Consider the following 16,697-nt stretch of genomic DNA (forward strand, 5'->3'; position numbering starts at 1 on the left):
CGTCACGTACTCTTCCACAGAAGCCAAAGACCGCTGGTCGTCGCCGCGCCCGCAAGGGTGTGGTGGCCGAAGGATTCGCTGAGAGACGCGAACGACCCGCGCAGGTGACAGTGGAAGAGTTCCCGGTCCGGTTCATTCCGGTTCGGTCGAGCTGAGCCCCGTGCGCCTGCGCCCGGGGCGTTTTCGTTGTTCAGCCCCTTCTGAGCGGTCCTCATCACCCGGAAGGAGGCTGACGCACTATGCCGACGCCCAACAAGGCTGCATCGGTGGCCGAGCTCAAGGACGCGTTCCAGAGCTCCAACGCCGTCGTGCTGACCGAGTACCGGGGTCTCACCGTGGCGCAGCTCAAGACGCTGCGTCGTTCTCTCGGTGAGAACGCCCAGTACGCCGTGGTGAAGAACACGCTGACCAAGATTGCGGCCAACCAGGCTGGGATCACCTCGCTCGACGACCAGTTCGCTGGTCCGACGGGTGCTGCCTTCATCACCGGTGACCCGGTGGAGTCGGCCAAGGCTCTGCGTGACTTCGCCAAGGAGAACCCGAACCTCATCATCAAGGCTGGTGTCCTTGACGGTAAGGCTCTCTCCGCCGACGACATCAAGAAGCTTGCGGACCTCGAGTCCCGCGAGGTTCTGCTCAGCAAGCTGGCCGGTGCCTTCAAGGGCAAGCAGTCTCAGGCTGCCTCGCTCTTCCAGGCGCTGCCGACGAAGCTCGTCCGCACCGTGGACGCTCTTCGCGCCAAGCAGGCCGAGCAGGGCGGTGCCGAGTAATTCGGCTCGCTTTCTGATCCTTGCCGCCGCCTAGTGGTGGCGAGGGTCGCAGCGGGCCCGACGTACGCCCGCCTCACCCAGTACATCCGGCACCTGCCGAATTAGTGGAAGGATCGCCCATCATGGCGAAGCTCACCAAGGACGAGCTGCTCGCGCAGTTCGAGGAGATGACCCTCATCGAGCTGGCCGAGTTCGTCTCTGCCTTCGAGGAGAAGTTCGACGTCACCGCCGCCGCGGCCGCCCCGGTCGTCGTCGCGGGTGGTGTCGCCGGTGGCGGCGCTGCCGAGGTCGAGGAGAAGGACGAGTTCGACGTCATCCTCACCGGCGCCGGTGACAAGAAGATCCAGGTCATCAAGGTCGTGCGCGAGCTGACCTCCCTGGGTCTGAAGGAGGCCAAGGACCTCGTCGACGGCACCCCGAAGCCGGTCCTCGAGAAGGTTGCCAAGGACGCCGCTGACAAGGCCAAGGAGGCCCTCGAGGGCGCCGGCGCCTCCGTCGAGGTCAAGTAAGACCTCTGCGAGTCGTAGCGACTCCTTGAGCGTGTAACGCTCACAGCGTGAAAGGCGATCATCCATCTGGATGGTCGCCTTTCGGCGTTCCCGGGACCCGCGTGGCGGTGGTCGTGCCGGGCTCCGGAAGCGGAGTATGGTGATCTTCGCCGTGCGCCGCTCAGCGGCAGGGGCCTTGACGAACAGCACGGACCGCGCAATTCTCAGGACGCGTCGTCACAACGATCCGAATCCGAGGCATGGATCGACGACCGAACGGGCAGTATCGAGGTGCGCCGCACGGCGCGAGGTATTGCGGAGTTGAGAGCAACGAGGGTCGCGAAGAACTCGCCCTGGACATCAGTGGGCCAAGTGGCTACACTGACCCTTTGCGCTGCCTGTTAGCTGCCCCCTGCCCGTCACCAGGGGCATACCCTCGCAACCGCTTCGCTGGTCGACCCACTCTGACCTGGTCTTTTGGCCAATCGGGTAATCGTCTTCCAAGGAGCTCCGCCAGGGACCGGTACGCGCGCAGTGAGTCCGAGCCCTCGGAAGGACCCCCTCTTGGCCGCCTCGCGCAACGCCTCGACCAATACGAACAACGGTGCCAGCACCGCCCCGCTGCGCATCTCCTTTGCAAAGATCAAGGAGCCCCTCGAGGTTCCGAACCTCCTCGCGCTTCAGACCGAGAGCTTCGACTGGCTGCTCGGCAACGCCGCGTGGAAGGCTCGCGTCGAGGCCGCCCTTGAGTCGGGCTACGACGTCCCCACGAAGTCCGGTCTGGAGGAGATCTTCGAGGAGATCTCCCCGATCGAGGACTTCTCCGGGTCGATGTCGCTGACCTTCCGCGACCACCGCTTCGAGCCGCCGAAGAACTCGATCGACGAGTGCAAGGACCGTGACTTCACCTACGGTGCCCCGCTCTTCGTCACCGCCGAGTTCACGAACAACGAGACCGGCGAGATCAAGTCCCAGACGGTCTTCATGGGCGACTTCCCGCTCATGACGAACAAGGGCACGTTCGTCATCAACGGCACCGAGCGTGTCGTCGTGTCGCAGCTCGTCCGCTCCCCGGGCGTGTACTTCGACTCCTCCATCGACAAGACGTCCGACAAGGACATCTACTCCGCCAAGATCATCCCGTCCCGGGGTGCCTGGCTGGAGATGGAGATCGACAAGCGCGACATGGTCGGCGTCCGCATCGACCGCAAGCGCAAGCAGTCCGTGACCGTCCTCCTCAAGGCTCTCGGCTGGACCACCGAGCAGATCCTGCAGGAGTTCGGCGAGTACGAGTCCATGCGCGCCACCCTGGAGAAGGACCACACCCAGGGCCAGGACGACGCGCTGCTCGACATCTACCGCAAGCTCCGTCCGGGCGAGCCGCCGACGCGCGAGGCCGCCCAGACGCTGCTCGAGAACCTGTACTTCAACCCGAAGCGCTACGACCTCGCGAAGGTCGGCCGCTACAAGGTCAACAAGAAGCTCGGCGCCGACGAGCCGCTGGACGCGGGTGTCCTCACCACGGACGACATCATCGCGACCATCAAGTACCTGGTTCAGCTGCACGCCGGTGAGACCGAGGCCGTCGCCGCGTCCGGCCAGACGATCGTCGTCGAGACCGATGACATCGACCACTTCGGCAACCGCCGTCTGCGCAACGTCGGCGAGCTCATCCAGAACCAGGTCCGTACGGGTCTCGCCCGTATGGAGCGCGTCGTGCGCGAGCGCATGACCACCCAGGACGTCGAGGCGATCACGCCGCAGACCCTGATCAACATCCGGCCGGTCGTCGCCTCCATCAAGGAGTTCTTCGGCACCAGCCAGCTGTCGCAGTTCATGGACCAGAACAACCCGCTGTCGGGTCTCACCCACAAGCGCCGTCTGTCGGCTCTTGGCCCGGGTGGTCTGTCCCGTGAGCGGGCCGGCTTCGAGGTCCGAGACGTGCACCCGTCCCACTACGGACGCATGTGCCCGATCGAGACCCCCGAAGGCCCGAACATCGGTCTGATCGGTTCGCTCGCCTCGTACGGCCGGGTCAACCCGTTCGGCTTCATCGAGACGCCGTACCGCAAGGTCGTCGACGGCCAGGTCACCGACGAGGTCGACTACGTCACCGCCGACGAGGAGGACCGCTTCGTCATCGCCCAGGCGAACGCGACCCTGAACGACGAGCTCCGCTTCACCGAGCCTCGCGTCCTGGTCCGCCGCCGTGGCGGTGAGGTCGACTACGTCTCCCCGTCCGACGTCGACTACATGGACGTCTCGCCGCGCCAGATGGTGTCGGTCGCGACCGCCATGATCCCGTTCCTCGAGCACGACGACGCCAACCGTGCCCTCATGGGCGCGAACATGATGCGTCAGGCCGTTCCGCTGATTAAGTCGGAGGCCCCGCTCGTCGGCACCGGCATGGAGTACCGCTGCGCCACCGACGCCGGCGACGTGCTCAAGGCCGAGAAGGCCGGTGTGGTCCAGGAGCTCTCCGCCGACTACATCACCGTGGCCAACGACGACGGCACGTACATCACGTACCGCCTGGCCAAGTTCTCCCGCTCGAACCAGGGCACCTCGGTCAACCAGAAGGTCGTCGTCTCCGAGGGCGACCACGTGATCGAGGGCCAGGTCCTCGCCGACGGCCCGGCCACCGAGAACGGTGAGATGGCGCTCGGCAAGAACCTGCTCGTGGCGTTCATGCCGTGGGAGGGTCACAACTACGAGGACGCGATCATCCTGTCGCAGCGCCTCGTGCAGGACGACGTCCTCTCCTCGATCCACATCGAGGAGCACGAGGTCGACGCCCGTGACACCAAGCTCGGCCCCGAGGAGATCACCCGGGACATCCCGAACGTCTCCGAGGAGGTCCTGGCCGACCTCGACGAGCGCGGCATCATCCGCATCGGTGCCGAGGTCGTCGCCGGCGACATCCTGGTCGGCAAGGTCACCCCGAAGGGTGAGACCGAGCTGACCCCGGAGGAGCGCCTGCTCCGCGCCATCTTCGGCGAGAAGGCCCGTGAGGTCCGTGACACCTCGCTGAAGGTCCCGCACGGCGAGACCGGCAAGGTCATCGGCGTCCGCGTCTTCGACCGCGAGGAGGGCGACGAGCTTCCCCCGGGCGTGAACCAGCTGGTCCGCGTCTACGTCGCCCAGAAGCGCAAGATCACCGACGGTGACAAGCTCGCCGGCCGTCACGGCAACAAGGGTGTCATCTCCAAGATCCTGCCCATCGAGGACATGCCGTTCCTCGAGGACGGAACTCCGGTCGACATCATCCTCAACCCGCTCGGTGTCCCGTCCCGAATGAACCCGGGACAGGTCCTGGAGATCCACCTCGGCTGGCTCGCCAGCCGAGGCTGGGACGTCTCCGGCCTCGCCGACGAGTGGGCGCAGCGCCTCCAGGCCATCGGCGCCGACCAGGTCGCCCCCGGCACCAACGTCGCCACCCCGGTCTTCGACGGTGCGCGTGAGGACGAGCTCGCGGGTCTGCTCCAGCACACCATCCCGAACCGCGACGGCGAGCGCATGGTGCTCCCGTCCGGCAAGGCGCGCCTGTTCGACGGCCGCTCCGGCGAGCCGTTCCCGGACCCGATCTCCGTCGGGTACATGTACATCCTCAAGCTCCACCACCTGGTCGACGACAAGCTGCACGCCCGGTCGACCGGCCCGTACTCGATGATCACCCAGCAGCCGCTGGGTGGTAAGGCCCAGTTCGGTGGCCAGCGCTTCGGTGAGATGGAGGTGTGGGCGCTGGAGGCTTACGGCGCCGCCTACGCCCTCCAGGAGCTGCTGACGATCAAGTCCGACGACGTGACCGGCCGCGTGAAGGTCTACGAGGCCATCGTCAAGGGCGAGAACATCCCTGAGCCCGGCATCCCCGAGTCCTTCAAGGTGCTCATCAAGGAGATGCAGTCCCTGTGCCTCAACGTGGAGGTGCTGTCCTCGGACGGCATGTCCATCGAGATGCGCGACACCGACGAGGACGTCTTCCGCGCAGCGGAGGAGCTCGGCATCGACCTGTCCCGGCGCGAGCCGAGCAGCGTCGAAGAGGTCTGACGGGAGTCCGGTGCGGGGGCTCAGCGATGAGCCCCCCGCCGGCCCCAGGACCCCCGTATCAGACCCACAGCCTTACAACCCTGAGAGGGATTGACGCATAGTGCTCGACGTCAACTTCTTCGACGAGCTCCGGATCGGTCTGGCCACCGCTGACGACATCCGTCAGTGGAGCCACGGCGAGGTCAAGAAGCCGGAGACCATCAACTACCGCACCCTGAAGCCCGAAAAGGACGGACTCTTCTGCGAGAAGATCTTCGGTCCGACCCGGGACTGGGAGTGCTACTGCGGCAAGTACAAGCGTGTCCGCTTCAAGGGCATCATCTGTGAGCGGTGTGGCGTCGAGGTCACCCGCGCCAAGGTGCGCCGTGAGCGGATGGGCCACATCGAGCTGGCCGCTCCGGTCACGCACATCTGGTACTTCAAGGGCGTTCCGTCGCGCCTCGGCTACCTGCTCGACCTCGCCCCGAAGGACCTGGAGAAGGTCATCTACTTCGCGGCGTACATGATCACGTACGTCGACGACGAGCGTCGTACGCGTGACCTGCCCTCGCTGGAGGCGCACGTCTCCGTCGAGCGTCAGCAGATCGAGAACCGTCGCGACTCCGACCTGGAGGCCCGCGCCAAGAAGCTCGAGAACGACCTCGCCGAGCTGGAGGCCGAGGGCGCCAAGGCCGACGTGCGCCGCAAGGTGCGCGAGGGTGCCGAGCGCGAGATGAAGCAGCTGCGCGACCGTGCGCAGCGCGAGATCGACCGTCTCGACGAGGTCTGGGCGCGCTTCAAGAACCTCAAGGTCCAGGACCTGGAGGGCGACGAGCTCCTCTACCGCGAGCTGCGTGACCGCTTCGGCACGTACTTCGACGGCTCGATGGGTGCCGCGGCGCTGCAGAAGCGCCTGGAGTCCTTCGACCTCGAGGAAGAGGCCGAGAAGCTCCGCGAGATCATCCGTACCGGCAAGGGCCAGAAGAAGACCCGTGCGCTCAAGCGCCTCAAGGTCGTCTCCGCGTTCCTGCAGACCGCGAACAGCCCCAAGGGCATGGTTCTCGACTGCGTGCCGGTCATCCCGCCGGACCTGCGTCCGATGGTGCAGCTCGACGGTGGCCGCTTCGCGACCTCCGACCTCAACGACCTGTACCGCCGTGTGATCAACCGCAACAACCGTCTGAAGCGTCTGCTCGACCTCGGTGCCCCCGAGATCATCGTGAACAACGAGAAGCGGATGCTCCAGGAGGCGGTCGACGCCCTCTTCGACAACGGCCGTCGTGGTCGCCCGGTCACGGGCCCCGGCAACCGTCCGCTGAAGTCCCTCAGCGACATGCTGAAGGGTAAGCAGGGTCGATTCCGTCAGAACCTGCTCGGCAAGCGTGTGGACTACTCCGCGCGTTCCGTCATCGTCGTCGGCCCGCAGCTCAAGCTGCACCAGTGCGGTCTGCCGAAGGCCATGGCGCTGGAGCTCTTCAAGCCGTTCGTGATGAAGCGCCTGGTCGACCTGAACCACGCGCAGAACATCAAGTCGGCGAAGCGCATGGTCGAGCGCGGCCGCACGGTCGTGTACGACGTCCTCGAAGAGGTCATCGCCGAGCACCCGGTCCTGCTGAACCGTGCCCCCACGCTGCACCGTCTCGGTATCCAGGCGTTCGAGCCGCAGCTCGTCGAGGGCAAGGCCATCCAGATCCACCCGCTCGTCTGCACCGCGTTCAACGCGGACTTCGACGGTGACCAGATGGCCGTCCACCTGCCGCTCTCCGCGGAGGCGCAGGCCGAGGCCCGCATCCTGATGCTGTCCTCGAACAACATCCTCAAGCCGGCCGACGGCCGTCCGGTGACGATGCCGACCCAGGACATGGTCCTCGGTCTGTTCTTCCTCACCACCGACGGTGAGCTCCGTGACACCAAGGGCGAGGGCCGCGCGTTCGGCTCCACGGCCGAGGCGATCATGGCGTTCGATGCCGGCGAGCTCGCGCTGCAGTCGCAGATCGACATCCGCTTCCCGATCGGCACCGTTCCGCCGCGCGGCTGGGTTCCCCCGGTCGCCGAGGAGGGCGAGCCGGAGTGGCAGCAGGGTGACTCGTTCCGCCTGCGCACGACCCTGGGCCGCGCGCTCTTCAACGAGCTGCTGCCCGAGGACTACCCGTTCGTCGACTACTCCGTCGGCAAGAAGCAGCTCTCCGAGATCGTCAACGACCTCGCCGAGCGCTACCCCAAGGTCATCGTGGCGGCGACGCTCGACAACCTGAAGGCGGCGGGCTTCTACTGGGCGACCCGCTCCGGTGTCACCGTGGCCATCTCCGACGTCGTCGTTCCCGAGGCGAAGAAGGAGATCGTCCGCGGCTACGAGGCGCAGGACGAGAAGGTCCAGAAGCAGTACGAGCGCGGTCTGATCACCAAGGAAGAGCGCACTCAGGAGCTCATCGCGATTTGGACCAAGGCGACCAACGAGGTCGCCGAGGCGATGAACGCGAACTTCCCCAAGACGAACCCCATCTTCATGATGGTTGACTCGGGTGCCCGAGGAAACATGATGCAGATGCGGCAGATCGCCGGTATGCGTGGTCTGGTGTCGAACGCCAAGAACGAGACCATCCCGCGTCCGATCAAGGCGTCCTTCCGCGAGGGTCTGTCCGTCCTCGAGTACTTCATCTCGACGCACGGTGCCCGTAAGGGTCTCGCCGACACCGCCCTGCGTACCGCCGACTCGGGTTACCTGACCCGTCGTCTGGTGGACGTCTCGCAGGACGTCATCATCCGCGAGGAGGACTGTGGCACCGAGCGCGGTCTGAAGCTGCGGATCGCGGCCAAGGACGAGGCCGGTGTCCTGCGGAAGACGGACGACGTCGAGACTTCCGTGTACGCGCGGATGCTCGCCGAGGACGTCGTCGTGGACGGCAAGGTCATCGCGCCGGCCAACGTCGACCTGGGTGACGTGCTCATCGACGCCCTGGTCAACGCGGGCGTCGAGGAGGTCAAGACCCGTTCGGTCCTGACCTGTGAGTCCGCCGTCGGTACCTGTGCGTTCTGCTACGGCCGTTCGCTCGCCACCGGCAAGCTGGTCGACATCGGTGAGGCGGTCGGCATCATCGCCGCCCAGTCCATCGGTGAGCCCGGTACCCAGCTGACGATGCGTACCTTCCACACCGGTGGTGTGGCCGGTGACGACATCACCCAGGGTCTGCCGCGTGTCGTCGAGCTCTTCGAGGCCCGCCAGCCCAAGGGTGTCGCCCCGATCTCCGAGGCGGCCGGTCGCGTCCGCATCGAGGAGACCGAGAAGACCAAGAAGATCGTCGTCACCCCGGACGACGGCACCGACGAGACGGCGTACCCGATCTCGAAGCGTGCCCGTCTGCTCGTGGGCGAGGGCGACCACGTCGAGGTGGGCCAGAAGCTCACCGTGGGTGCCACCAACCCGCACGACGTGCTTCGCATCCTGGGTCAGCGTGCCGTCCAGGTCCACCTGGTCGGCGAGGTCCAGAAGGTCTACAACTCGCAGGGCGTGTCGATCCACGACAAGCACATCGAGATCATCATCCGGCAGATGCTGCGCCGCGTGACGATCATCGAGTCCGGCGACGCGGAGCTGCTGCCGGGCGAGCTCGTCGAGCGCTCGAAGTTCGAGACCGAGAACCGTCGTGTGGTCCAGGAAGGCGGCCACCCGGCCTCCGGCCGTCCGCAGCTGATGGGTATCACCAAGGCCTCGCTGGCGACGGAGTCCTGGCTGTCGGCCGCCTCCTTCCAGGAGACGACCCGAGTCCTGACGGATGCGGCGATCAACGCCAAGTCCGACAGCCTCATCGGCCTCAAGGAGAACGTCATCATCGGTAAGCTCATCCCGGCCGGTACGGGTCTGTCCCGCTACCGCAACATCCGGGTCGAGCCGACCGAGGAGGCCAAGGCCGCGATGTACTCGGCCGTCGGCTACGACGACATCGACTACTCGCCGTTCGGCACCGGCTCCGGCCAGGCCGTTCCGCTGGAGGACTACGACTACGGTCCGTACAACCAGTAAGTAGCGATAGAACGCCAAGAAGGGCGGCACCCCGCACGGGGTGCCGCCCTTCGGCGTTCGTCTCACAGGCCGGGTCAGCGCGCGGTCAGCTCCCAGACCGTGACGGCGACCGTGGCCACCGCGGCCAGCGCGCCGATGCTGGCCAGCGGCCAGCGGGCCCGCTCAAGGGCGTCGAGCCGGGCCTCGTGGTCGGCGAGCTGCTTGTCGGTCTGGTCGCTGCGCTGCACGAGCAGCGCGAGCGAGCCGTCGACCCGGGCGAAGCCGGCCTCCAGCGTGCCGCGCAGCCGCTCCAGTTCGAGGGCCACGGCGACCGGGTCGTTCGGGTCAGACTCGGTCATCGGCGGCCGCCTCGGGGAGCGTCTCCGGCGCGGTGCGCAGCCAGCCGGGAAGCAGGCGCTGGACGCTGGACAGGGCCATCACCCGGGTGAGGGCGCCGGCGACGGCGAGCCCCCCGGCGACCCAGGGCAGGGTGGCGGGGAGCCCGGAGGCGTCGACGATCTCGGGCAGGACGACGGCGATGCCGACGGCGGCCTGCAGCACGGTGCGGGCCGTCCGCTTGGCGGCTTCGGACATGGTGGTTCTCCTTGCGTGGGGGGTCTTGCGTGGTGGGGGCTACTGCACGAACGGGACCTTCAGCGCGTTCCAGGAGGCGGCGCCCGGCCAGCCGTCGGCGTCGGAGCCGGAGAAGCCGAGCTTGCGCTGCCAGGCCGCGTACGACTGGCGGTCGGTCTCGGACCAGCGCGGGCTCGGGCCGACCTGGTAGCGGCCGCAGCCCTCGGCGACCAGCCGGCGGCCCATCGCGGTGACGATGGGGGAGCTCGGGGTGGTCTTGAAGAAGGCGGTGCCGGGGAACGGCTGGTAGCGCGGGGTGGCCGGCTTGGCGGGGGCGGTGGGCTTGGCCGCGGGGGCCTTGCCGAGCCGCTGCTGCACCCGGCCGCGCATGACGGGCATGCCGAAGCCGCGCGGGTCGTTCTTCCAGTCGGACCACTCAGAGTGGCCGATGACGGACTTGGCGCCCCAGCCGTGGGCCCGGCAGAGCGCGGCCGAGACCCGCTCGATGGCGTCGAGCTGGGCGGCCGGCCAGGGGTCGGTGCCGTTGCCGAGGTTGATGCACTCGAAGCCGTAGAAGCGCGAGTTGCCGTCGACGGCGCCGGAGCTGCCCTGGTGCTCGTGCGGGACCGGCGGCCGGTCCCCGTACGTCTCGCTGACCACCGCCTGGAGGACGGACGGGTCGCCGCCGCCCGCGTGGTTGGCGCGGCCGTTGGCGATCAGGTGGACGGTGCCGTCCTTGGCGATGACGCCGTGGCACAGCGGGCCTGGCAGGCCCTCGTAGCCGTCGTAGCACATGCCGACGGTGTGCTCGGTGCCGCTGGACACGCTGTGGTGGATCATCACGCCGACCACGGGCCCCCAGGCCCCGTGGCCGTTGCGGTTGTGGGTGCGCCAGCCGTCGTGCTCGACGACGGTGACGCCTTCGGCGCGGAGCGCGGCGACGAACCGGTCCGCGGTGAGGGGGGCTGCCATGTTGTCCTCCGGGCATGAGAAAACCCCGGCCGGTCTGTCGGCACGGGGCGGGACGTACGGGATAGCGGTCGTACGGGGTGGGGCGGGCCTTCGCTACGGGGCGGGGCCTTCGCTACGGGGCGGGGCTGCGCTACGGGGCGGGCGTGGCCGGGGCCCAGGTGGCGCAGAGCGCGGCGTAGGCGGCGCGGCGGTTCTCGAAGTCGGCCAGGGCGGCGTCGACGGCCCGCTGCACGGCGGTCTGGTCGGGAACGGCGGGGACGCCGTTCTGCGCCTGGATGATGACGAGGCCGGAGCCGCGCAGGAGGGAGTCGCCCGCGCCCTTCTCGTTGAGCTCGGCGGTGACGTACACCGCCGGGTACTGCCCGGTCACCGGGTCGCGCTCAAGCGTGTAGCCGATGCTGTTGTCGTAGACGCGGACGTTGAGCGTGTGGCCGTTCTGGGTGACGAGGGCGCGGCCCGCGTAGTCGATGGCGACGCCCCAGGGCTGGGTGGTGTCGATGTTCATGGTGCGCTCCTCAGGTCTGCGTGCCGTGGATGAGGACGGGCTGGGCGTAGACCGTGCCGGCCGTGGCCAGGGCCTGGATCTCGATGTTCATGGTCTGGCCGAACCTGGCCTTCATGTCGCCGGGCAGCAGGCCGGTGTAGTCGTACGTGGTGCCGGCGGTGACGGTGGGGCCGAACGGGGTGCTGTCGACGAGGACCCGCACCTGCCCGGTGCCGCCGGTGGACGCCGCCGTGCTGATGGCGAGCCGCATCTTCGGCTGCCAGATCGGGTTGGAGCAGCGGGCGATGGTCGTGAAGGCGGTGCTGGTGGTCGAGGGCCACTTGGCCGGGTCGACGGCCAGCGGCGGCATCAGCTGGAGCCAGGGCCGGGCCAGGCCGCCGGTCATGATGTCGTCCGAGAAGATCTCGTGGCTGTAGCCGTCGAACACCCGGATCAGCGGCCGGGTGAGGCTGATGTTGGCGGTCTGCGTCGCGGGCCGGAACTCGTTGGCGGCGGGACGGGTGTTGACCGCGGTGGACAGGGTCTTGAGCCGGCGTTCCATCTGGTTCAGCCGGTCGATGATGTCCTCGGGCAGCTGGGGCATCAGGCCTCCTCAAGGTAGAGCTCGGCGGTGTCGGGCCGGCCGCGCTCCGGGGGAGTGACCTTGACACCGATGATCCGGTAGCGGGCGTCGAGGCCCTGCGAGAACCACTCGTCGGTGATCCGGATGCGGGCGACACGGCCGATGAGCTGCGGCGGGACGACACCACCCAGGTGGATGCTGACCTGGGGGATCACCACGGCGCCCCGGGACTCGCCGAGTTCGCGGCCGGCGATGGAGTCGAGCGCGAGCGGGTCCGTGACCTCGTTGTGGTCCGAGGACAGGTCGATCAGCGGCCAGCCGTCGACGAGCAGGTCGGTGGCGATCTGCTGGTTGGAGTAGACCGGCCGGGACTCGGTGGCGGCGTTGGAGTTGACGGAGGCGCCGCGGGCCAGGGCGGTGGTGCCGCCGCGGGTCGCGTCGTACGGGAAGGAGTACGACAGGATGACGCCGGGCCGGTCGAAGATCAGGTCGGTCGCACCGTTGACGATCTTGGGCGCGCCGAGCCGGAGCTGCTTGATCCGGGCGCCGTTCTTGTTGGGGTCGGGGTCGCGGTAGACCAGGACCTGGTACTCGAAGCCGTTCTCCAGCTTTGCGATCTGGTCGAGCGCGTCCTGGTAGACGGTCTCGTCGCCGAGCCGCCAGGAGACCGTCCGCTTGTAGTCGGAGCTCTCCTCACCGAAGGTGATGCCGAGCCGGCGGGGCTCCTCGCCGGCGGGTGCGCCCGGGTAGTTCTGGACGTCGAGCTCCTGCCAGAGCCGGCGGGCGATCTCCAGCTGGTCGGTGGGGGTGTCGTACTTGATCTCGGTACGGATGCGGCGGCGGCTCGCGTACGAGTCGAAGGTCGCCGCCTGGATGCCGAGGGTCAGCACGCCGCGGCCGCTGGACTGCAGCGTGGTGGTCCAGACGATGCCGCCCCACCACAGGTCCCCGCCGCGCTCCAGGTAGACCGCGGTGCGGCCCTCGCGGACCTTCTTCACCCGCTCGGCGATGGCCTTGTCGGGGATGGGGATGGTTCCGGAGAGGGAGCCGGCCTTGCCGATGTAGTCGTCGAACTGGACGTCGCGCAGCGGCAGGATGTCCAGGGTCTGGTCGGTGAGCAGGTCGGTGAAGATGGCCCGGTAGGGCGTGTCGAGTGCCATGTGCGGGCCTCCTTACAGGATGTAGGTGGCGGAGATGCGGACGTACCGGCCGGCGGTCAGGACGCCGTTCGGGGACCAGGTGCGCAGGTTGACCTGGCCGTTGCTGAAGATGTTGGCGCCGCCCGAGCCGAAGCCGTCGCAGGCCACGGCCTCGAAGTCCCAGGCGGGGCGCCAGCCGACCGGAAGGGTGCACAGCGGCTCGTCGGTGATGTTGCCGGCCGCGTTGGAGGTGAGGTCGGCACCGTTGCGCACGACCGTGACGGTCATGGTGCACAGGCCGCTCTTGGTCCGGCGCGCGTTGTAGGAGTAGACCGTCCAGTTGGGCAGCGCGGTGGCGCCGGTGGTGATGGTCTCCACCTCGACCGGCGGCTGGTAGGCCACCCAGGCGCTGCCGTTCCAGCGCTGCAGCTGGCCGCCGTTGTAGTCGCGGTACTGGCCGGTGTAGCTGCCGGTGGTGATGGTGCCGCTGGGCGCGATGCCGCCGATCTCCTTGGGGTAGGCGACCCAGGCGGTGCCGTCCCAGCGCTGCAGGAAGTGCGCGTTGTCGTTGTCCTGGTACTGGCCCGGGTAGGCGCCGGCGATGCCGGCGTTGTTGTAGACGGGCATGATGCCGCCGGACGAGACGGTGGTGACGCGCAGGTCGGTGGAGGCGCCGCCGGCCCAGTCGATGCCGCCGTTGCCGGCGGAGGCGCCCTTCTTGACCTTGACGGTGAACAGGACCATCGAGCGGACGGGCGCGGTCGGGGCGACCGGGGTGGCCGACGGGGTGCCCTTGATGATCTCGACGACGGCGTCGTACTTGCCGAGGGCGTCGACGTCGTGGTCGTAGACGCGGAGCACGACGAGGTCGATGCGGTCGTTGAGCGGGTCGCCGTCGGCGAAGGTGATGGTGATGTCCTCGTCGAGGGCGACCGGGTAGGCGCCGTCGGTGACGGCGCCGGCCTGGATGACGGCCTTGCCGTGGTAGACGGTGGCCGTCATCGGGCCCGAGGAGGCCATCCACAGGCCGCCGACCCGGTACTTGCCGTCGTACGTGCCGGGCAGGATGCCGGAGCGGACGCCCAGCGGGTTGACGGGGGTGGTGGCGCCGATGTTGGTGACGCGGGTGTTCTGACGGGTCTGACCGGTGGGCAGCAGCCAGCCGGAGCGTACGGGCATGGGTTCTCCTGTGGGCGGTGCGGTCTGGGGTCCGGGGCTCAGTACTGCGGGGCTCAGTACAGGGGCTGGACGCAGACGAAGACGTTGTCGAACCAGGCCCGCACCGCCGTGTTGGAGGTCCGGTACCAGGTCTGCACCGTGTAAGTGGCGCCGGGCGTCAGGTTGTTGAGGATCTGCGTGGTCGAGGTCGACGTCGGGCCGAGGACCGGGCTCATCACGCCGAACTCGTCGTCCAGGTCGCGGACCACCGTCGTGCCCTGCAGGATCTTCGGGCAGAAGACGCCGTAGCCGCCGCCGGTGCCGACCATCTCCATCCGCGCGCCGAAGGTGATGATCGCGCGCCGCGAGGCCGGGGCCTTGAAGGTCATCTTCACCGGGTTCTCGGTCCGGTCGAAGAGCGTGTCCACCCAGGTCGCGGAGTTGGTGTAGCCCGCGTCGATGTTGTCGTAGAAGTACGGGCCGGGGAACGCCGCCACCCAGGCGGTGCCGTTCCAGCGCTGGAGCTCACCGTTGGTGCCGTCGCGGTACTGGCCGACGTAGGAGCCCTGCAGGGTGGAGGCGGAGGACGGCACGACACCGCCGAGGGCCTCCGGGTACGCGACCCACTTGCCGCCGTCCCAGCGCTGCAGCTGGTTGTTCGGGGTGTCGATGTACGCGCCCGGGTGGGCGCCCGGCAGCACCGGGCCCTCGACCGGGAGGATGCCGCCGGCCGAGACGACCGGGGTGCGCAGGTCGGTCAGGGACGTGGCCCACGGGATGCCGCCGTTGCCCGCGCTGGCGTTGGCCGGCACGAGGACCTGGTACAGCGGGAGGCTGCGCGGCGGGACGGCCGGGAGCTTCGGGGTGGCCTCCGGCACGCCCTGGATGACCTCGATGACGGCCTCGTTGCGGGTGCCGCCGTCGTAGAGCTTGTCGTAGACCCGCAGGACCACCAGGTCGAGGCGGCCGTACGTGGCGGAGCCGGCCGCGAAGGTGACCTGCTCGGCGGCCGGCAGGGTCACCGGGTAGACGCCCTGCGAGATGTCGCCCTGGATGACGGCGCGGCCCTCGGAGACGGTGGCCGTCATCGCGGAGGCGCCGGTCATCCAGAAGCCGGACAGGCGGTACTGGCCGCTGTAGGAGCCCGGCAGGATGCCGGAGCGGACCTGGACCGGGTTGATCATGGTGGTGGGGGTCTGGGTGAGGCGGGTGTCCTCGCGGGTCTGGCCGGTCTCGGCGACCCAGCTGCTGCGCAGGTTCATGGGGTTCTCCTGGTCGGGGTTGAGAGGAGGACGGTTCGGGACCGGGTCAGGACCGGATCCACTGGGCGGTGAGGGAGGTGTAGTAGCCGGAGCCGCCGAGGGTGCGGACCGCGGCCGTCTGGTTGTGGTAACCGGCGAGCTGAAGCGTGTTGCCCGCGTTGAACTTCATGAGGCCCTCGCCGCCGACGCTCGTGGCACCCATGGATGCCGAGGTCATCCAGGTCATGCGGGGCACGCCGACGCCGCCGTTGACGGTGATGCGGGCGCCGCGCACACCGGTGGTGGAGTCGCCGCTCCAGGTGATGTTGGCGGTGACCCGCCACCAGCCGGTGCGCGGGACGACGAAGGTGTCGGTGCCGTTCCAGGCGTTGAAGTCGTCGACGTCGAGGAAGTTCATCGTGATCGGCGTCCACGCGTTGGGCGGCACGCTCTGCATCGAGGTCTGCGCGACGCTGAAGAGGATCGTCGCCTTGCCCTCGGCGTACTGCCAGGCGGCGCCGTCCCAGCGCTGCAGGATGCCGGCGTTGTCGCGGTACTGGCCCGCGTAACTGCCCGTCGTCGCCGTGCCGTTGGGCGCGATGCCGCCGATCGCCTTCGGGTACGCGACCCAGGCGGTGCCGTCCCAGCGCTGCAACTGGCCCGAGACGTCGCGGTACTGGCCCGCGTACACGCCGTTGAAACCGCTGGCCGGCATGATGCCGCCGAGCGCCGTCATCGGATAGTGCTTGGTGGTGACGGCGCCGGTCGTCCAGCCGATGCCGCCGGTGCCGGCGGAGGTGCCGGCCGGGACGGAGATCGTGTAGAGGGGGAAGGAGCTGCCCGGGCCCGAGGCCGGGATCTGGGGGGTGGCCGAGGGTGTGCCCTTGATCAGCCGGATCACGGCGTCCGTGGCACCGCTCTTGTCGTAGGTGTCGTCCAGTACGGCCAGCTCGATGACGTCGATCCGGCCGTACTGCGGATCACCGTCGGCGATGGTGATCGACTCGGGCGCGGTCACCGCGATCATGTACGCGCCCTGGGCGGTCTCGTTGCCCTGGATGACGGCCCGGCCGGTGCCGATGGTGCACTGCATCGCGGAGTCGCCGGTCAGTGCGAAGCCGCCCGGCACGATGCCGGGCCGCGAGCGCAGCGGGGGAGCGGTCGCGCTGCCGCTGCTGGGCGTGAGCAGCGCGGACAGGGCGATCCGGGTGTCCTCGCGGGTCTGGCCCGTGGACTGGAGCCAGGCGGCCCGTACGGTCATGG

At 68.4% G+C, this 16,697-nt stretch carries 13 protein-coding genes; 4 read left to right on the forward strand and 9 right to left on the reverse strand.

Going from position 1 to position 16,697, the window contains the following annotated elements; translation table 11 throughout:
• Positions 1 to 239 precede the first annotated feature (239 nt).
• The 4 genes from rplJ (at position 240) to ACWEV0_RS08760 (ending at position 9,305) form a co-directional block, all read left to right on the forward strand.
• Positions 240 to 770 (forward strand): 50S ribosomal protein L10, encoded by a 531-nt coding sequence (gene rplJ / locus ACWEV0_RS08745; protein WP_453147701.1) that lies wholly within the window; start codon positions 240 to 242, stop codon positions 768 to 770.
• A gap of 122 nt (positions 771 to 892) precedes the next feature.
• Entirely contained in the window at positions 893 to 1,279 is a 387-nt protein-coding gene (rplL, locus tag ACWEV0_RS08750; RefSeq protein WP_453147703.1) for a 50S ribosomal protein L7/L12, read from the forward strand.
• Between the two features lie 543 nt (positions 1,280 to 1,822).
• Positions 1,823 to 5,305: a DNA-directed RNA polymerase subunit beta gene (gene rpoB / locus ACWEV0_RS08755; RefSeq protein ID WP_403795371.1), complete on the forward strand. Its 3,483-nt coding sequence runs from the start codon at positions 1,823 to 1,825 to the stop codon at positions 5,303 to 5,305.
• A gap of 100 nt (positions 5,306 to 5,405) precedes the next feature.
• Entirely contained in the window at positions 5,406 to 9,305 is a 3,900-nt protein-coding gene (locus tag ACWEV0_RS08760; RefSeq protein ID WP_403795374.1) for a DNA-directed RNA polymerase subunit beta', read from the forward strand.
• Between the two features lie 74 nt (positions 9,306 to 9,379).
• On the opposite strand, the gene ACWEV0_RS08765 is transcribed toward ACWEV0_RS08760, so the two are convergent.
• The 9 genes from ACWEV0_RS08765 to ACWEV0_RS08805 form a co-directional block, all read right to left on the reverse strand.
• Positions 9,380 to 9,643, reverse strand: a complete 264-nt coding sequence (locus tag ACWEV0_RS08765; protein ID WP_451605727.1) for a hypothetical protein — start codon at positions 9,641 to 9,643, stop codon at positions 9,380 to 9,382.
• Positions 9,630 to 9,878: a hypothetical protein gene (locus ACWEV0_RS08770; RefSeq protein WP_453147705.1), complete on the reverse strand. Its 249-nt coding sequence runs from the start codon at positions 9,876 to 9,878 to the stop codon at positions 9,630 to 9,632. Before ACWEV0_RS08770 ends, ACWEV0_RS08765 begins: the two co-directional genes overlap by 14 nt.
• 39 nt (positions 9,879 to 9,917) lie before the next feature.
• Positions 9,918 to 10,829, reverse strand: a complete 912-nt coding sequence (locus tag ACWEV0_RS08775) for a peptidoglycan-binding protein (RefSeq protein ID WP_453147707.1) — start codon at positions 10,827 to 10,829, stop codon at positions 9,918 to 9,920.
• Positions 10,830 to 10,959: 130 nt separating this feature from the next.
• Positions 10,960 to 11,334 carry an ATP-binding protein gene (locus ACWEV0_RS08780; RefSeq protein ID WP_453147708.1) on the reverse strand — a complete coding sequence of 125 codons (375 nt, stop codon included), beginning with the start codon at positions 11,332 to 11,334 and terminating at the stop codon, positions 10,960 to 10,962.
• A gap of 10 nt (positions 11,335 to 11,344) precedes the next feature.
• Entirely contained in the window at positions 11,345 to 11,917 is a 573-nt protein-coding gene (locus tag ACWEV0_RS08785) for a hypothetical protein (RefSeq protein ID WP_453147709.1), read from the reverse strand.
• Positions 11,917 to 13,056: a hypothetical protein gene (locus tag ACWEV0_RS08790; protein ID WP_453147710.1), complete on the reverse strand. Its 1,140-nt coding sequence runs from the start codon at positions 13,054 to 13,056 to the stop codon at positions 11,917 to 11,919. The genes ACWEV0_RS08785 and ACWEV0_RS08790 overlap by 1 nt, the downstream gene beginning before the upstream one ends.
• A 12-nt stretch (positions 13,057 to 13,068) precedes the next feature.
• Complete coding sequence (locus ACWEV0_RS08795) at positions 13,069 to 14,214, reverse strand: hypothetical protein (protein WP_453147712.1); 1,146 nt, start codon at positions 14,212 to 14,214, stop codon at positions 13,069 to 13,071.
• A gap of 53 nt (positions 14,215 to 14,267) precedes the next feature.
• Complete coding sequence (locus ACWEV0_RS08800; protein WP_453147714.1) at positions 14,268 to 15,455, reverse strand: hypothetical protein; 1,188 nt, start codon at positions 15,453 to 15,455, stop codon at positions 14,268 to 14,270.
• Between the two features lie 46 nt (positions 15,456 to 15,501).
• Positions 15,502 to 16,695 (reverse strand): hypothetical protein, encoded by a 1,194-nt coding sequence (locus ACWEV0_RS08805; protein ID WP_453147716.1) that lies wholly within the window; start codon positions 16,693 to 16,695, stop codon positions 15,502 to 15,504.
• Between the last annotated feature and the right edge of the window lie 2 nt (positions 16,696 to 16,697).

The sequence above is a fragment of the Streptomyces sp. NPDC003943 genome (genome assembly GCF_053605265.1).

Excerpts from the sequence above, each read along its gene's own strand:
- rplJ (WP_453147701.1), top strand. The coding sequence starts at position 240 with ATGCCGACGCCCAACAAGGCTGCATCGGTGGCCGAGCTCAAGGACGCG.
- rplL (WP_453147703.1), top strand. The coding sequence starts at position 893 with ATGGCGAAGCTCACCAAGGACGAGCTGCTCGCGCAGTTCGAGGAGATG.
- ACWEV0_RS08765 (WP_451605727.1), bottom strand. The coding sequence starts at position 9,643 with ATGACCGAGTCTGACCCGAACGACCCGGTCGCCGTGGCCCTCGAACTG.
- ACWEV0_RS08770 (WP_453147705.1), bottom strand. The coding sequence starts at position 9,878 with ATGTCCGAAGCCGCCAAGCGGACGGCCCGCACCGTGCTGCAGGCCGCC.
- ACWEV0_RS08775 (WP_453147707.1), bottom strand. The coding sequence starts at position 10,829 with ATGGCAGCCCCCCTCACCGCGGACCGGTTCGTCGCCGCGCTCCGCGCC.
- ACWEV0_RS08780 (WP_453147708.1), bottom strand. The coding sequence starts at position 11,334 with ATGAACATCGACACCACCCAGCCCTGGGGCGTCGCCATCGACTACGCG.
- ACWEV0_RS08785 (WP_453147709.1), bottom strand. The coding sequence starts at position 11,917 with ATGCCCCAGCTGCCCGAGGACATCATCGACCGGCTGAACCAGATGGAA.
- ACWEV0_RS08790 (WP_453147710.1), bottom strand. The coding sequence starts at position 13,056 with ATGGCACTCGACACGCCCTACCGGGCCATCTTCACCGACCTGCTCACC.
- ACWEV0_RS08795 (WP_453147712.1), bottom strand. The coding sequence starts at position 14,214 with ATGCCCGTACGCTCCGGCTGGCTGCTGCCCACCGGTCAGACCCGTCAG.
- ACWEV0_RS08800 (WP_453147714.1), bottom strand. The coding sequence starts at position 15,455 with ATGAACCTGCGCAGCAGCTGGGTCGCCGAGACCGGCCAGACCCGCGAG.
- ACWEV0_RS08805 (WP_453147716.1), bottom strand. The coding sequence starts at position 16,695 with ATGACCGTACGGGCCGCCTGGCTCCAGTCCACGGGCCAGACCCGCGAG.